We start from the raw sequence: 16,094 nt of genomic DNA on the forward strand, positions 1-16,094 counted from the left end.
CGCCGATTTCGCCGAATGCGACGTCGAAATGGGGTTTTGACCGCTGATACCGTGTAAGATATACACGCTCAACCGCGCAGTTTTTTGGTTTGGGGACCAAAGGGGTTAGCGCTGAAAGAAAAGGCTGTCATGAGCAAAATCGCACTATATTCTGCAATCGCCGGAACAGGCTCTGTCGGGGTGGTTGTTGTCGCTGTTGCGACCGGAGCACTTGATTTGTCAAAACCGGACCCTTTGGCTGTGCCAGCACCTGCGGCTTTGGTCGCGCCTGACGTCGGGGCGGTCTCGCCCAAGCCTGCGCCGCAACCGGATGCAGGGGAAGCCGCCAGTTTGGTTGCCGATCCAGAACCTGAACCAGTGGTTGACCCTGAATCGTCAGATTTGCCCAAACAAGCTGTCATTGCACAAGAGCCGCCAGTCGCCGTGGATGATCCGGTCGTAGCTGCACCGATAGAAAGCGAAACGCCAGAGCCTGTTGCCGCATCCCCGGCAGAAGATCCGGTCGAAACTGCAGTGGCGTTGCCGGATGTGCCTGCGCCAACCGAACCCGTCGAGGATGTGCAAGTGGCTGCTTTGGCCCAGCCGGAACCGGAAACAAACGCGCCTGCTGCGGAAGATTTGCCATCAGCGGTACCGCAAGCCGCGCCGCCTGTTCCGTCTACCGACCCCACGCCAGAGGTCGCAGCAATCGTGGAACCCGAGGCCGCCCCCAAAGAGGCACCGTCAGCGCCAGCCCCGGGGGTGCTGCCAGAGGAAGCAAAGCCTGTTCCAGCCCCGCAGGTTGCCGAAGCTGTGGAGCCGGTCTCAAAAACACCCGCTCCGACGTTTGATATTGTCCGCACGGAAACGGATGGCAGCACTCTGATCGCCGGTGCAGCGGTGCCGGGCAGTCAGCTTGACGTCATGCTGGATGGAAAATCCGAAACTTCTGTCACCGTCGGAAGCGATGGCCGATTTGTTACCTTTCTGGACTTACCAACCGAAGGGGCTGCATCGGTTCTGACATTGCGCAATGAAACGGACAAAGGGGTAAGCCTGTCCGAGCAAGAGGTGATTATCACGCCTGCGATTCCTGTAGCGTCTGAAAAGAAACCGCAAAAAGAAGCCGATCTGGCTTTGGTAATCCCTGAAAATGCTCCTTTGCCAGTCGTCGAAAGCAGCCAAACGCCTGTTGCGGAAGCGCCCGTTGCGCAAACGGCCGAAGTTGATGCACCCGAGCCAGTCGCCCCGCAAGTCGAGGCGCAAAATCCGCCAGCTCCGGTCGCGCCGCAGCCTGTCGAAACCGCCATAGCGGCCGCTTCAGCACCGGACGCAGTTCCCCAAGGCGCGGCGCGCTCAGAGCCTGAAGAAGCGCAAGAGCCTGCAAAACTGGTGCCGCCAACAATCTTGCTGTCCAGTGCGCGCGGCGTAGAGGTCTTGCAAACTGCGCCTCTGTCTCCGGGCGACGTGGCACTGGATTCCATCAGCTATGACGAACAAGGCGATGTGCTTTTGGCGGGGCGGGGCGAAGAGGCCAGCTCGGTTCGGATCTATCTCGACAACACACCGGTCACGACCTCGCGTATTCGCGAAGATGGCCGCTGGCGGGTTGAACTGCCACAGGTGGACACCGGAACCTATACGCTGCGGGTCGATCAGATTGATGACAGCGGTGTAGTGATTGCGCGCGTCGAAAGCCTGTTTTTGCGCGAAAGTGCAGAGGTGCTGACACGTGCTGCGGCGTCTGGCGGCGGTATCGCCCGATCCATCACAGTTCAGCCTGGACATACGCTGTGGGAAATTTCGAACAATCGCTATGGCGACGGCAAGGAATATGTTCGGGTGTTCGAGGCCAACCGAGACCGGATCGGCGATCCCGATTTGATCTATCCGGGCCAGATTTTCGATCTTCCCAAATAGGTTTTGATCTGAACCTCGCAGCTGTCCAGCTAGGCTAGTACCGACGGGGATCCCGGTATTGTCGGACTGTGCGCATATGCACAGGCCCAATGGCTCTGCATGATCTGGTAAGATGGGTCTGACTGGCTTACCTATAAGCGACGCAAGCAGGAGCCAGCCATGCCGCCAGATACCGACACTGCAGACATCGCCGAGGAAGAACGCCGTTCCGGTTGGCGGGTCATCCAGCGGGTTTTCCCCTATTTGTGGCCAGACGGCCAAACATGGGTCAAACGCCGTGTCATCATCGCCATGGCTTTTTTGCTTTTGTCAAAACTGATCGCCGTTACAACCCCGTTTTTCTACAAAGAGGCCGTGGACAATTTGGGCGGCGATGTGCCCGATCTGGCCATTGGTGCTGTTGGCTTGACGATTGCCTACGGGATGGCCCGTCTGATGACGGTCGGGTTTCAGCAGTTGCGCGATGCGGTGTTTGCCAAAGTCGGGCAGCGGGCATTGCGGGCATTGGCGCTTGAGACCTTCACCCATATCCACCGCTTGTCGATGCGCTATCATATCGGCCGAAAAACCGGCGGTTTAAGCCGGATTATTGAACGCGGCGTCAAGGGTGTTGAGTTCTTGTTGCGCTTTTTACTCTTTAGTATCGGGCCTTTGGCGCTGGAACTTGCTCTGGTTGGGCTGGTTCTGTTTGTGATGTTTGATGTGTGGTACTTGGCTGTCGTGACAGTGGTGATCGCGGCCTATGTCGCCTACACATTCAAGGTCACGGAATGGCGGGTCAAGCTGCGCCGCAAGATGAATGCGCAAGACACGGACGCCAATCAAAAAGCCATTGATAGCCTGCTGAATTTTGAAACCGTCAAGTATTTCGGCGCAGAAGGCCGCGAAGCTGCCCGCTATGACGAAGCGATGAAGGGCTATGAAAGCGCAGCCATCAAGACGGCGACGTCGCTTGCGGCGCTGAACTTTGGTCAATCGGTGATTATCACAACCGGACTTGTCGCTGTGATGGTGATGGCGGCAATGGGCGTACAAGACGGCACGTTGACCGTCGGCGATTTTGTCATGGTCAACGCCTATATGATCCAGATTACCATGCCCTTGAATTTCCTCGGAACAGTTTACCGTGAAATCCGTCAGGCTTTGGTGGATATGGGCGAAATGTTTCATTTGCTCGAACAGCCGCGCGAAGTGGATGACAAATCCGGTGCACCTGATTTGGTGGTGCAGGGCGGTGTTGTTGAGCTGACGGATGTAGAGTTCGGGTACGACACGGCGCGTCCAATCCTCAAAGGGGTCAGCCTGCATGTTGGTGCCGGTGAAAGCGTGGCACTGGTCGGGGCATCGGGATCTGGAAAATCCACCATCGGCCGCTTGTTGTTCCGGTTCTACGACGTTGGCGCAGGGTCCTTGAAAATTGACGGTCAGGATGTGCGTGACGTTACCCAAGACAGCTTGCACGCGGCCATTGGTGTGGTGCCGCAGGACACGGTGCTGTTCAACGACACCATTCGTTACAACATCGCCTATGGTTTGGAAGGCGCGACCGAAGCCCAGATCATCGAGGCTGCAAAGGCCGCTCAAATCCATGATTTTATCCAAGAGTTGCCTGAGGGCTATGACACGCCAGTCGGGGAGCGGGGGCTCAAACTGTCGGGGGGCGAAAAGCAACGGGTTGGAATCGCGCGCACCCTGTTGAAAAATCCGCCGATTTTGCTGTTGGACGAAGCGACTTCGGCGCTTGATACGCAAACCGAGGCCTCTATTCAGGGCGCTTTAAAACGCGCCGGAGAAGGGCGCACGGTCATCACAATTGCCCACCGTTTGTCGACCATCGCGGATGCGGATCGCATTGTCGTGTTGCATGCGGGTGAAGTTGTCGAAGAGGGCACCCATGAGGAGTTGCTGGCCCGTGAGGGGCGTTATGCGACGTTGTGGACTATGCAAATCTCGGAAGATGAAGCGGCTTAGGCCAATGAACCGGCTTTTTGTTGATGTAATAAGGGGCCCCCTAGCGGGGCCTTTTGTTTTGGTAATATTATATGACCACACTTGTTGCCTATAGGAAACTTTTTCTCTATTCATGCTGCAAACACGCATTTGAAGAGGAATCGTCCATGTCCAATACAGCGCCCGAACCTACCGCAGATCGCGTGGATCGTTTTGGTCTGCAAGTGGCTGCAGAGCTTGCTGAATTTATCGACACGCAGGCCTTGCCCGGCACCGATATTGATGCAGATACATTTTGGCAGGGCCTATCTGACTTGGCGCATGACTTTGGCCCGCGCAACGCGGCGCTTTTGGGCAAACGTGCGGATATCCAAACCTTGATCGACGAGTGGCACATAGCCAACCGCGATGCCCCCCATGACCATGAAGCCTATAAGGCGTTCCTGTCCAAGATCGGGTATTTGCTTCCCGAAGGACCTGATTTCGAGATCGATACAGCGAACACCGATCCGGAGATCGCCTCGGTTCCGGGTCCACAACTGGTGGTTCCGATTACCAACGCCCGCTACGCATTGAATGCTGCCAATGCCCGCTGGGGCAGCCTGTACGACGGGCTGTATGGCACCGATGCAATGGGCACTTTGCCTCCGAAGGGCGGCTACGACAAGGGCCACGGAGCGCGTGTCATCGCCCGCGCACGTGTCTTTTTGGATCAGGCTTTTCCGGTTGAAGGCCTAAGCCATGCGGACGCCCGCCGCTACCATGTCAAGGGCGGCGCATTGTTGGTGGATGAACACCCTTTGGCAGATCCAGTCAAATTCGCCGGCTATCGCGGACACCCGAAAGCCCCTGACGCGATTTTGCTGCGCAACAACGGGTTGCATGTCGAATTGGTCTTTGATCGCACGCATGTCATTGGTGCCCACGATCAGGCAGGTTTGGCGGACGTACGATTGGAAAGCGCCGTGTCCGCGATCATGGATTGCGAAGATTCCGTCGCTTGTGTGGACGCCGCAGACAAAGTGCAGGCCTATAAGAACTGGCTGGGCTTGATGCGCGGCGATCTGGCTGAAAGCTTTGACAAAGGTGGTAAGCAGGTTAAGCGGCAGTTGAATCCCGATCTGGTCTATACAGCACCAGACGGCGGATCATTGACGGTCAAGGGCCGCGCGCTGCTGTTGGTACGCAATGTCGGACACCTGATGACAAATCCGGCGATCACATTGCGCGACGGTTCCGAGATTTTCGAAGGTCTGATGGACGCAATGGTTACGGCGCTGATTGCAAAACATGATTTGGCCAAAACCGACGGTGCGCGCAATTCCCATCACGGGTCCGTTTATGTGGTTAAGCCAAAGATGCATGGTCCTGAAGAAGTGGCTTTTGCAGATGAGACCTTTGGTTTTGTTGAAAAAGTGTTGGGGCTGCCGGCAAATACCGTCAAACTAGGCATTATGGACGAAGAACGCCGTACCACGGTGAACCTGAAAGAGTGCATTCGCGCCGCCAAATCACGTGTCGCCTTTATCAACACTGGGTTCCTTGACCGTACCGGTGATGAAATCCACACCTCGATGAAAGCCGGGCCGTTCAGCCGCAAAGACTTTATCAAACGCAAACCGTGGATTGGCGGCTACGAGAACCGCAATGTCGACATCGGGCTTGAGTGTGGCCTGTCAGGCCGTGCCCAAATTGGCAAAGGGATGTGGGCCATGCCGGATCAAATGGCCGCGATGCTGGAAGCCAAGAGCGAGCATCCCAAAGCCGGTGCGAACTGCGCTTGGGTTCCTTCGCCGACCGCCGCAACCTTGCATGCGCTTCACTACCACGGTGTGGATGTGTTTGCGGTTCAGGCAAAGCTGCGCAAAGGCGGACGGCGTGCCCATGTGGATACGGTTCTGGAAATTCCACTGGCCAGCTATCGCAACTGGACAAAAGACCAAATCCGCCGCGAGGTCGAGAACAATGCCCAAGGCATTTTGGGCTATGTTGTACGCTGGGTTGATGCGGGCGTTGGCTGTTCGAAAGTACCGGATATCAATGATGTCGGGTTGATGGAAGACCGAGCGACTTGCCGGATTTCATCGCAGCATATTGCCAATTGGTTGCATCACGATGTTATCGGCAAAGACGCGGTCATGGATATTATGAAGCAGATGGCCGTCGTGGTTGACGGCCAGAATGCTGGAGACGCCACATATGTGCCAATGGCACCGGGCTTTGACGGCCTTGCCTTCCAGGCGGCCTGTGACCTGGTGTTTGAAGGACGCGTTCAGCCGTCGGGCTATACCGAGCCTGTTCTGCACCGTCGCCGGTTGGAACTGAAGGCACAGGGGTAAAGGGGGCTCTGCCCCCATCCGCTTAGGCGGATTCCCCCGGGATATTTTGGACAAGAGAAAGGACTGGCCAGTGGCAATAACATTGAAGCAGGCGCGCGAGATAATTCGTGTTGCATTCGAGACAGGGGCCGCGAAGGGGATGAACCCGCTGTCGGTGGTGGTTCTGGATGCAGGTGGCAATTTGCAAGCCTTTGAGCGATCGGATGGGGCGGCACCGGGGCGGTTTGATATCGCTCGTGGCAAGGCTTATGGCTGCGTCATGCTTGGCATTGCTGGCTCGGCTCAAATGGCGCGAGCAGAAGCCCAAGCCTATTTTGTCGCGGCGGCAGGTGGTGCCTTTGGCGGGAAAATGATCCCTGTTCCCGGCGGCATTTTGGTGCGTGATGAGACTGGGGCCGTGATTGGCGCTGTCGGTGTCACGGGAGACAGTTCGGACAACGATGCGATCGCCGGCAAGGCGGGGATCGAAGCGGTTGGATTGACCGCAGAAATTTAATTGGTTGGATGAAGACTTGAAAAACGCCCTCCGATTTTCGGGGGGCGTTTGGGTTTGAACGGCCGGTTATCCGGGCAGATAGCCCATCGGGTCGGTGCTCTCAAATCCTTTGCGAACCTCGAAATGCAAGAAGGAGGGATCGCCCGAGCGGACCTTGCCGATGGATTGACCACGGCTGACGGCATCGCCTTTTTGGACAGTTATATTGTCGAGATGGGTGTAGACGGTAATCAGATCACCGGGGTGGCGGATCAACAGGAATTTCACCCCTTCGGCCGTTGTGCTGATTGAGGCAACCTGACCCGAAGCTGCGGCTTTTACCGCTGTGCCTGCGCCGGCTGAGATATCAATCCCCTCATTGCGGCCTTTGGAATAGTCGCGAATGATGCTGCCGGACACTGGCATCACCATGTCCGATTTGGCCGGGGTAGCCTGCGCTTGCCCAATGTCAGCGACGGGTTTTGCGGGTTTCGGCGTTGCTGCGACTGCGGCTGTACCGGCTGCGGCACCTGCCGAAGCTGCGGGCGGGGTCACTGCGGGCAACGGTTTAGAGGCCGAAGGCGGCGTCGGCGTTGGCGATCCGCTGCCAGGTACAGGAACTGCGTTAGATTTTGTGGTTGCGGCTGGGATTTTTTGCGCCACCGGGATCAACAAGAGTTGGCCTTCGCGCAGTGCAAAATCCTTGTCCAGACCATTCCACTCGGCCAATGAGCGGGGCGAGACATCGTAGAGACGGGCGATTGTGAATGCGGTTTCACCGCGCTCAACCTTGTGCCGTACCGGTTCGGTGCCGCTGACAACGCGGTTGACGCTCGGTGCGGTTGGTGAGGCCCGCTCGATCGCGCTGCCTGCCAAAGTTGCCACATCGACCGAGGTCGCAGGTTTGATCGGGCCGGTGACGTCCGCGCCCGTTAAAGGCGAAGGTTCGGACACACGGCGGGGGAGGGCGACCAGTTCATCCTTGCGCAGCGGATCGTCAACTTTCATGCCGTTGAAGCGCGCCAATTCTGTAGCGGGCAGGCCGATACGTGTGGCAAGGCTGGACAGGGTATCGCCGCGTTTTGCCACCGCGACCTGATAGTTCGGATAAGAAATGATGCCGCGGTCATCCGGTTCGGGCCGGTTTTCCGTCGCCATTTGAGCGGCGGCAGAAGTGTCGACCGGGCCACCGATCTTTCCACGAAGGTCGAGATCAATGGGCTCGGAACAGGCACCAAGCGCGACGCCCAAGGCAAGGGCCGATACAATTCGGAGTCTGGCTGTCATCTCGATTTCCTCATACGCGCCCCTTGTTGCCGGAGCGTCTCACCACCATTTTTTCGCCGGTTTTGGCGCGTCAGTCTTTTCCAAGCCCTTCAACCAACGGCACAAATCGCACGGGCCGTAGTTCGTCGTATTCGAAACCGTCCTCGTGCCGTGTGACACGGATCAGGTGTTGAACCGTGTCGGACTGGCCCACCGGCACAACCATGATACCGCCAATCTTAAGCTGCGCCAATAGGGGGCCGGGCGGGTCTTCGGCAGCTGCTGTCACAATAATGCGATCAAAGGGGGCCTGATCGGGCAAGCCAAAGCTGCCGTCTGCCGTAAAAGCCGTGATATTTGACAGCTCCATTTTGTCAAAAACCTTGCTGGCGGCGCGGATCAAACGGCGATGGCGATCGACGGTGTAGACCCGCCGCGCCAGAAGCGCGAGGATGGCTGCCTGATAACCAGACCCGGTGCCAACTTCGAGCACCTTGTCGCGCGGACCGACTTGCAAGGCCTGTGTCATCAGCGCGACCACAGAAGGCTGCGATATGGTTTGGCCGCAGGCGATCGGCAAAGGCATGTCTTCATAGGCGCGGTCAGTAAAATAGCCTTGGATGAAATCGCCACGATCCACGCGTTCCATCACCGACAGAATTTTCTTGTCGGTTACACCTTTTGAACGCAGTGCAAAGAGAAACTGCATTTTGGCGTCTGCGTCGAAGTTCATTCGAAGGCGTCTTTCAGGTTGGAGAGCGCATCATGTGCGGTGAGATCCGCGCGCATCGGCGTGACCGAGATGTAACCGGCAAGGTTCCGGTCTGCATCGCTGCCGGGGTCTGCCGGGGCCCGCTGGTCGCCGCCGCGTACCCACAAGAACCGTCGACCCGATGGCGCGTTATGCGGTTCAACCGAAAATCGGGTGTCTGCGCGTTTGCCTTGCGGGGCAACGACGGTGCCCTTCACATCTGCGGCTGGAACCGGCGGGAAATTGACGTTGTAGAACAACCGGTATCCGTCTTGATCCTTGGGATCCGCGGCAAGGATCTTGCGCACGACTTGCACGCCATAGGCGGCTGACGCTTCGAACGGGTTTTCGAGTTCATTGTTTTGTGGCCCATAGTACTGGGACATCGCAATGGCGGGCAGCCCTTGCAGAGCGGCTTCCATTGCGGCCCCGATGGTGCCGGAATAAAGGGTATTCTCTGCCGAGTTATTGCCGCGATTGACACCGGATAAAACCAGGTCCGGCAGGGTTTCCTTGAAGACATCATGCACACCGGCCAAGACGCAATCAGCGGGGCTGCCTTCGGCGGCAAAGCGGCGCGGACCCATCTGGGCAATCATCGTCGGATGGGTGTAGGAGATACAATGTCCGACACCGGATTGTTCAAAAGCAGGGGCAACCGTCCAGACTTCGCCGGATGGGCCCGCAAGTTCATTTGCAATCGCGTCGAGGATCTTGAGCCCTGGTGCGTTGATACCGTCGTCATTTGTGATGAGAATGCGCATGGGGCTGCCTGTATGGTGTTTGGTTCTCCATAGGCAATGATTGGCCATGGGGCAAGCCTGCAGGGACTTGTCGCAGCTGTGGTTGGCGGGTGGTGGTCGGGTGTGGCAAATCTGACAGTGCGTCTACGAGTGCGTCTAAGGCGGCACAGGTCGTGGCCGGTGAAATGTGATGCCAAACACTGCAACCCCTGACAATCAGGAGCTGCAGATATTTCATGTCCCCAACCGGCTATTTTGCAGGCTGAAACTGCGCGAGCAGACGAGCCGCTTCATCGCGAGGTGCGGCAAGCAGATCGCGGTCTTCGCCGGGGTGGAAGCGGGCGCGGAGGGCTGTCGACATCGGTTTTGGCTGGTGGATGTGTACCTGAGGACCGGTTTTGGCAGTCTCGGCAGACCAGGTGCGGGCAAGCGCCATCTGAGCGGTCTTGGTGGTGCCATAGTGGCCGTAGTATGGCTCTCCGCCGTGTGGATCGTCAAAGAAAAGCGCCTGTCCGTCTGTCCCCAAGAGAGGGGCAACAAATGGGATCATGTGCGCCATAGCATCGACATTGATCGACAGCGATTTTTGCCAATCCTTTTTGTCCATATGCGCGGCCGGGGTTAAAGGCGCCGCATGAATAGCGGTATGTGCCCAAAGACCGACTTTGCCCCAGCGATCAAAGATCGAGCGACACAAATGTGCCATGGCATCGCGATTGGTGATATCCATCGGCGCAAGGGTTGCTTCGCCGCCCTTTGCCTTGATGCGATCATCTAGATCTTCGAGCCCGCCCACAGTGCGGGCAACGGCTACTATGTGAAAGTCCGGGGCGAGGGCTTCGGCAAGGGCGAAACCCAACCCACGCGAAGCTCCGGTTATAAGGGCGATCTGTGTCATACAGGTGATGTGTCGCGCTTTGATCAAAAGGTCAAGGCGGCGGTATTGTCGCAATCTTGGTTTTGCAAAGCAGACGGTGCCCCGAATTTGCAAGTTTAGCAGCCTGAAAGGGCGCTAACATAGGTCTGAAGGCCTGTCGCCTTCTTGACAGTTCAGCGGGGGGACCGCATGAAAGCGGTGTCTTACACATCAAAGAAAAGGGGACGCGCATGTCTAGCCTTTCTCAATCCGTTCTTGGCCAACAGTCTGCACTAAAGCAGGCTGGCCTTGTTCTGGGTGCATCGCTCGTAATCGCCGTTGCAGCGCAGATCAGCGTTCCAATGTTTCCGGTTCCGATGACATTGCAAATGCTGGCCATCTTGTTGGTCGGTTTCACACTTGGTGCCCGTTTGGGGACCGCCGCATTGATTACCTATCTTGCCGAAGGCGCGATGGGTCTACCGGTTTTCGCAAATGGCGGCAATGGCGCGGCGCTATTCGGCCCGACCGCAGGGTTCTTGATCGGTTTCGTTGGCGTAGCCTTTTTGGCAGGTCTGGCGGCTGATCGCGGCATCGCCAAGGGGTTCGTATCGACCGCTCTGGTTGCGCTTGCTGTATCGGCTTTGCTGTATGTTCCGGGCGTCGCCTGGCCGATGGCTGTCGCTCAAATCTCCGGTGTTGAAGCCAGCTGGGTCGGCAATGATTTCGGCGCTTACTACTGGGCGTACTTCATGAAGCCATTCTTGATCGGCGATGCAGTGAAATCTGTTCTGGCTGCTTTGATTATGGCCGGTGGTTGGAGCGTCTTTTCGAAGCGCTAAAATCTGAAGAATGCTAAAGATCTGAACGCCGTCCTGATTTGGGGCGGCGTTTTTTTGTTGTGTGAGAGTAGCTTCGCCGGCGGTGTAGACGGGGGCCAGCCCCCGAACCCCCGGGATATTGGAAGACAGAAGAAACGAGGCGTCAGCCTTCGTCTTTGTCATGCAGGCGTTTTAGGGCGGCTTCGCACAGGCCATAGTCTAGCCATTGGCACCCGGCACAGACGGTTGAGAGTGCGCCGGGGGGGACGTTGGCTTTGATGCGGGTCAGGGCTTCGCCCCATGTAAGGGTTTCATAAGGTTTGAGGTGCAGCGCTGCCGCATGTGACCGGTCAAGCGTTGCGATGGCGCTTTGGTTCGTGCACAGGCGACCCTGACGTTTGGGGCAGGGGGCGCAGATATCATCTGTATAGCCGGTCAATTTGATCAAGGTGTCACGGCCCTTGGGGGCGCGCAGCCGGTCTTCGACGATGTTGCGCATATTGGCTGTAAAGGCGTCGGAGTAGCCTTTGCCTTGAAATCCAAGTGAACACAAAAAGTGATGGGGTCTAAACCGGAGGGCGGGGGCGTTGGACATCTTAGTCTCGGGTCAAATGCGGCCGGATGTCCTGACCCGCGGCGGCATAAATATCCAATAGCTGGTCAAACGATATGCCGCTTGTTTGCGCTTCGGCCAATGAACCGGCTGCCGCGGAAAGAGCCGGGCACTGGTTCGGGTCCTTTTGTTGCAGTGTGACGGGGAGTTGTTCTGCGTCCTCAAAGAGCGGGAGGACGTTGGCCAAAAGACCTTCTGATTGCGGGAATTCTTTGTCGTCAAGGCAGGTCAGGTATAATTGGAAAACCTCGCCGGATACTTCTGCCCAGGGACCAAACGACAGGCTGTCATCTGCGCCTTTGACGGGCAAGGCCAACACGCAGCGCAGAAAGTACCGGCCGTCGAAGCGGCAAAGATCTGTCGCCATTTTGTCATCGCCAACGATCAGGGTTTCGCCGCCATCACGCTGTCCATGGGGCCAGCCCTCTGGATGTTCATAGCCAAGATCAAAAATGCCGTTAAACGTTTGCCCGCAGCAAGGGCAGGCCCGCGTTTCATCGTTGAAGCGCCGCCAGCGGCTGTCTAGGGCAAGAAGGGTCATGATATGGCCTGTCCGTTTTGCTAAAACAGTCCCACTGTTATTCAGTACCGGCCAGAGACAGAATGAAGATCCAATTCCGCCCCTAGCCATTTGGGGGTTGTAGGCTATTCAGCCGCCTTCATTTGAAAGCCCTTTTTAATCATGTCTGCCGGCGTGACCGGATATTCACCCGAGAAGCAAGCATCGCAGTATTGCGGGCAGTTGGATTTGCGTCCCTCTGCTTCGCCAACGGCGCGATACAAGCCATCCAGTGAAATGAACTTAAGGCTATCAACCGACAGGTGCTTGCGCATCTCTTCTTCGGTCATTGTTGCGGCCAGCAGCTTTTCACGCTCGGGGGTGTCGACACCGTAGAAACAGGGCCAAGCCGTGGGCGGAGAAGCAATTCGGAAGTGGACTTCGGCTGCGCCAGCATCAAGGATCATTTCCTTGATTTTGCGCGATGTGGTGCCGCGTACAACGGAATCATCGACCAAAATCACGCGCTTTCCGCGGATCAACGCGCGGTTGACGTTCAGCTTTAGGCGGACACCCATGTTCCGAATATGCTCGGACGGCTCGATGAACGTGCGGCCCATGTATTGGTTGCGGATGATGCCCATGCCAAAGGGGATGCCACTTTCATGGGCAAAACCGATGGCAGCGGGTGTGCCGCTGTCTGGAACAGGGCAGACCAAATCAGCGTCGACCGGGTTTTCACGGGCCAATTCAACACCAATCTGGCGGCGCGTTTCATAGACGGATTTGCTGCCGATGAGGCTGTCGGGGCGTGAGAAATAGACATGTTCAAAGATGCAGAATTTCGAAGGCTGCGGTCGGAAAGGCTGGTGGCTTTGCACCCCCTCATCGGCGGTAATTACCACCATTTCGCCTGGCTCGATCTCTCGGACATATTCTGCCCCGATGATATCAAGCGCGCAGGTTTCCGAGGCAAGACACCAGCCATCTCCGACTTTGCCCAAAACCAGCGGGCGCACGCCCATCGGATCACGCACACCAATCAGCTTGGTGCGGGTCATGGCGACAATCGAAAACGCGCCTTCTACACGGCGCAGGGCATCTTCCATCCGTTCTGGGATATTGCGCTGCAAAGAGCGGGCCATCAAATGAATGATGCATTCACTATCAGACGAGCTTTGAAAGATAGAGCCGCGCTCAATCAGTTCGCGGCGTAGGGCGTCGGCATTGGTGATATTGCCGTTGTGCGCTATTGCTGCGCCGCCCATGGAAAATTCACCAAAGAAAGGCTGCACATCACGGATGGCGGCCCCTTTGGATCCGGCGGTGGAGTATCGCACATGACCAATACCGATTGGTCCGGGCAAGGTTTCCATCAACCGAGCGGATGTAAAATTATCCCGAACATACCCAAAGCGTCGCGCCGAGTTGAAGCCTTCGTCAGGATCGTGTGTCACGATCCCGCCGGCTTCTTGGCCGCGATGTTGAAGAGCGTGTAAACCGAGTGCCACAAAATTGGCAGCGTCAGTAACGCCAACAGCACCAAAGATGCCGCATTCTTCTTTGAGTTTGTCTCCGTCGCTGAGTGCAGCGTCGAAATCGAACGGGTGGGCGGGGGGCATTATACCGTCGGGCAAGGGCAGCTCCGAATCCTGTCGCGAGTGTTCGGCCCCGTCATAGGCGACCCGGGCGGCACTGTCACGAAAGGATCACAATACTTGGCATAAGAATGTGTCTTTTGTGCAGTTTTGATAATGTGCAGGTGATGCGCATTCGAACCTTGCTGCCCAATCGGGCCTCAAACAAAACGGCACCGCCCGATTGGGGGTGCCGTTAAACCTGTCTGGAAACGTGACTTTTGTGGGTCAGTTCGCAGCTTCGGCAGGTGCATCACATGCGCTGACCAAAGATTCATACTGAGCAGTGATCCAGCTCACGGCTTCTTCTGGGTTTTGTTCTTCGACTTTGTCAGTGAACTGGCTGAACACAGCAGCCGAACGCGAATCGTCAATCATCGGAATGTCTTGCGCGGTGATCGCAACTTCGTAGACAAAAAACGCCACGGCCACCAAAATGATGCCTCGCGCCACGCCGAACAAGAATCCGAGCGCTTGATCGAGCCCGCCCAAAACGGATTTTTGAACCAGTGAGGCAAAGAACGGATTGAACAGCGACAACACCACCAAGGCGACTGTCATAATGGCCGCAAAGGCCGCGATCAGGGACAAGATGCAATTGTCGCCAAGGAAATTACCGATCACCGGCACCTCTTTAACCAAAGGCTGTACCTGACCGACAAACATAAAGGCCAACATGCCCGCGACGATCCATCCTCCGATGGCAAGAGTTTCGCGTACCAATCCGCGCGAATATGCCAAAAGCGCCGACAGCACGATAATCACTGCCACCACGCCATCTACGACTGTAAAGCCTTCCATCTGCCTGCCTCTTTCTGTTCGCGCTCATCCAGCGCCGAATACTTCGCCCACAAATGTGGTCAGATCCGACATCCGGGTTAATTTCATGCCCCCCTTAGAAGAGGCTTTGCCCCCCGAAGGGAGTATGGCCGTGCTGAAACCAAGTTTTTGCGCTTCTTTCAACCGGTTTTCCATCTGTCCGACCGGACGTAGGGCCCCTGATAGGCTGATTTCACCAAAAACGACAGTTTCGGCGGGCAGGCTGATGTCTTCGCGGGCGGAAAGTAGCGCAGCGGCCACAGCCAAATCGGCCGCAGGTTCCGTCACACGCATTCCGCCAGCCACATTCAGGTAAACATCAAGCCCTGCAAAAGGGATGCCGCAACGCGATTCGAGCACAGCCATGATCATTGCCAGACGTGACCCATCCCACCCCACAACCGAGCGGCGTGGCTGGCTGTGCGGCGACGGGGATACCAACGCTTGGAATTCCACCATCACCGGCCGTGTGCCTTCGATGCCTGAGAAAACCGCCGATCCCGGTGCAGGTTCACCGCGCTCGGACAAAAACAGGGCTGACGGGTTGGACACTTCGGCCAGACCCGCGCCGGTCATTTCAAACACTCCGATTTCATCAGCGGGTCCGAAACGGTTTTTGACGCTGCGCAGGATGCGGAACTGATGGCCGCGTTCGCCTTCGAAATAGAGCACCGTGTCGACCATGTGTTCGACCACACGCGGCCCGGCAATTTGCCCGTCTTTGGTGACATGGCCAACCAAGATCACGGCGCTGCCGCGGCTCTTGGCAAAGGTGGTCAATTCATGTGCAGCGGCCCGGACCTGCGATACAGACCCCGGCGCACTATCGACAGTGTCGGACCACATGGTTTGGATCGAATCGATGATAGCGAGGTCGGGTTCTTCTTCGTCCAGCGTTGTCAGAATGTCGCGCAGGCTTGTTTCAGTGGCCAATCTCACCGGCGCGTCGGTCAGGTCCAGACGCTGGGCGCGCATGCGAATTTGCGCGCTGGCTTCTTCGCCAGAGATATAGATGACCTTGAGTCCTGTGCGGGCAAAGGCCGCTGCCGCCTGTAGCAGCAGGGTTGATTTGCCGATGCCGGGATCGCCGCCAACCAATACCGCGCTGGCTGGCACAAGGCCGCCGCCCAAGACGCGGTCAAGCTCGTCCAGTTTGGAGGCTGTGCGCGGCGGCGGTGCTTCCTTGGTCGACAAATCGGTCAATGGAATTTTGCGCCCTCGAACCGCCCCCAAAGACTTTTTGGATGGCCCTTGGCTGAGCGGTTTTTCTTCGATGATGGTGTTCCATTCGCTGCATGCATCGCAACGGCCCGACCATTTGGTGCTGGAGGCACCGCAAGATTGGCACACGAAGGTGGTCACTGGTTTGGCCATAAGGTTTCCTGTCTCGCAGCTGATCTTGGGCGGGCAGGGCGGTTATGCCCCA

The 16,094-nt window shown here is 57.1% G+C and carries 14 protein-coding genes; 5 read left to right on the forward strand and 9 right to left on the reverse strand.

Annotation, left to right across the window (positions count from 1 at the left end; genetic code table 11):
- Positions 1-129 precede the first annotated feature (129 nt).
- The 4 genes from C8N36_RS17535 (at position 130) to C8N36_RS17550 (ending at position 6,684) form a co-directional block, all read left to right on the forward strand.
- Entirely contained in the window at positions 130-1,899 is a 1,770-nt protein-coding gene (locus C8N36_RS17535) for a LysM peptidoglycan-binding domain-containing protein (protein ID WP_097806179.1), read from the forward strand.
- Between the two features lie 159 nt (positions 1,900-2,058).
- Entirely contained in the window at positions 2,059-3,870 is a 1,812-nt protein-coding gene (locus tag C8N36_RS17540) for an ABCB family ABC transporter ATP-binding protein/permease (RefSeq protein WP_097806178.1), read from the forward strand.
- 146 nt (positions 3,871-4,016) lie between these two features.
- A complete protein-coding gene (locus C8N36_RS17545) occupies positions 4,017-6,188 on the forward strand; it encodes a malate synthase G (RefSeq protein WP_097806208.1) in 2,172 nt (723 codons plus the stop codon).
- Between the two features lie 70 nt (positions 6,189-6,258).
- Complete coding sequence (locus tag C8N36_RS17550) at positions 6,259-6,684, forward strand: GlcG/HbpS family heme-binding protein (protein WP_097806177.1); 426 nt, start codon at positions 6,259-6,261, stop codon at positions 6,682-6,684.
- Positions 6,685-6,750: 66 nt separating this feature from the next.
- Here the strand turns inward: C8N36_RS17550 and C8N36_RS17555 are convergent, their stop codons facing one another.
- The 4 genes from C8N36_RS17555 to C8N36_RS17570 all read right to left on the reverse strand — a co-directional run bounded on the left by C8N36_RS17555 (position 6,751) and on the right by C8N36_RS17570 (position 10,321).
- Positions 6,751-7,950 carry a peptidoglycan DD-metalloendopeptidase family protein gene (locus C8N36_RS17555; protein WP_097806176.1) on the reverse strand — a complete coding sequence of 400 codons (1,200 nt, stop codon included), beginning with the start codon at positions 7,948-7,950 and terminating at the stop codon, positions 6,751-6,753.
- A gap of 70 nt (positions 7,951-8,020) precedes the next feature.
- Positions 8,021-8,662: a protein-L-isoaspartate(D-aspartate) O-methyltransferase gene (locus C8N36_RS17560; protein WP_097806175.1), complete on the reverse strand. Its 642-nt coding sequence runs from the start codon at positions 8,660-8,662 to the stop codon at positions 8,021-8,023.
- On the reverse strand, positions 8,659-9,444 hold the full coding sequence (gene surE / locus C8N36_RS17565; protein WP_097806174.1) for a 5'/3'-nucleotidase SurE: 786 nt from the start codon (positions 9,442-9,444) through the stop codon (positions 8,659-8,661). Before surE ends, C8N36_RS17560 begins: the two co-directional genes overlap by 4 nt.
- 229 nt (positions 9,445-9,673) lie before the next feature.
- The gene (locus C8N36_RS17570) at positions 9,674-10,321 is read right to left on the reverse strand and encodes an SDR family NAD(P)-dependent oxidoreductase (protein ID WP_097806173.1); all 648 of its coding nucleotides are present in this window, start codon (positions 10,319-10,321) and stop codon (positions 9,674-9,676) included.
- 209 nt (positions 10,322-10,530) lie between these two features.
- On the opposite strand from C8N36_RS17570, the gene C8N36_RS17575 reads away from it, so the two are divergent.
- Positions 10,531-11,121 carry a biotin transporter BioY gene (locus tag C8N36_RS17575; protein WP_097806172.1) on the forward strand — a complete coding sequence of 197 codons (591 nt, stop codon included), beginning with the start codon at positions 10,531-10,533 and terminating at the stop codon, positions 11,119-11,121.
- Positions 11,122-11,263: 142 nt separating this feature from the next.
- On the opposite strand, the gene C8N36_RS17580 is transcribed toward C8N36_RS17575, so the two are convergent.
- From C8N36_RS17580 to radA, 5 genes are all read right to left on the reverse strand, one after another.
- Positions 11,264-11,695 carry a DUF1284 domain-containing protein gene (locus tag C8N36_RS17580; RefSeq protein WP_097806171.1) on the reverse strand — a complete coding sequence of 144 codons (432 nt, stop codon included), beginning with the start codon at positions 11,693-11,695 and terminating at the stop codon, positions 11,264-11,266.
- A gap of 1 nt (position 11,696) precedes the next feature.
- Entirely contained in the window at positions 11,697-12,254 is a 558-nt protein-coding gene (locus C8N36_RS17585) for a DUF2199 domain-containing protein (RefSeq protein ID WP_170125912.1), read from the reverse strand.
- A 104-nt stretch (positions 12,255-12,358) separates the two neighbouring features.
- Complete coding sequence (purF, locus tag C8N36_RS17590) at positions 12,359-13,834, reverse strand: amidophosphoribosyltransferase (protein WP_097806169.1); 1,476 nt, start codon at positions 13,832-13,834, stop codon at positions 12,359-12,361.
- Positions 13,835-14,077: 243 nt separating this feature from the next.
- A complete protein-coding gene (locus C8N36_RS17595) occupies positions 14,078-14,650 on the reverse strand; it encodes a CvpA family protein (protein WP_097806168.1) in 573 nt (190 codons plus the stop codon).
- 24 nt (positions 14,651-14,674) lie between these two features.
- The gene (radA, locus tag C8N36_RS17600) at positions 14,675-16,042 is read right to left on the reverse strand and encodes a DNA repair protein RadA (protein ID WP_097806167.1); all 1,368 of its coding nucleotides are present in this window, start codon (positions 16,040-16,042) and stop codon (positions 14,675-14,677) included.
- Between the last annotated feature and the right edge of the window lie 52 nt (positions 16,043-16,094).

The organism is Pelagimonas varians (assembly GCF_003208435.1).
In the GTDB taxonomy this organism is placed as follows: domain Bacteria; phylum Pseudomonadota; class Alphaproteobacteria; order Rhodobacterales; family Rhodobacteraceae; genus Pelagimonas; species Pelagimonas varians.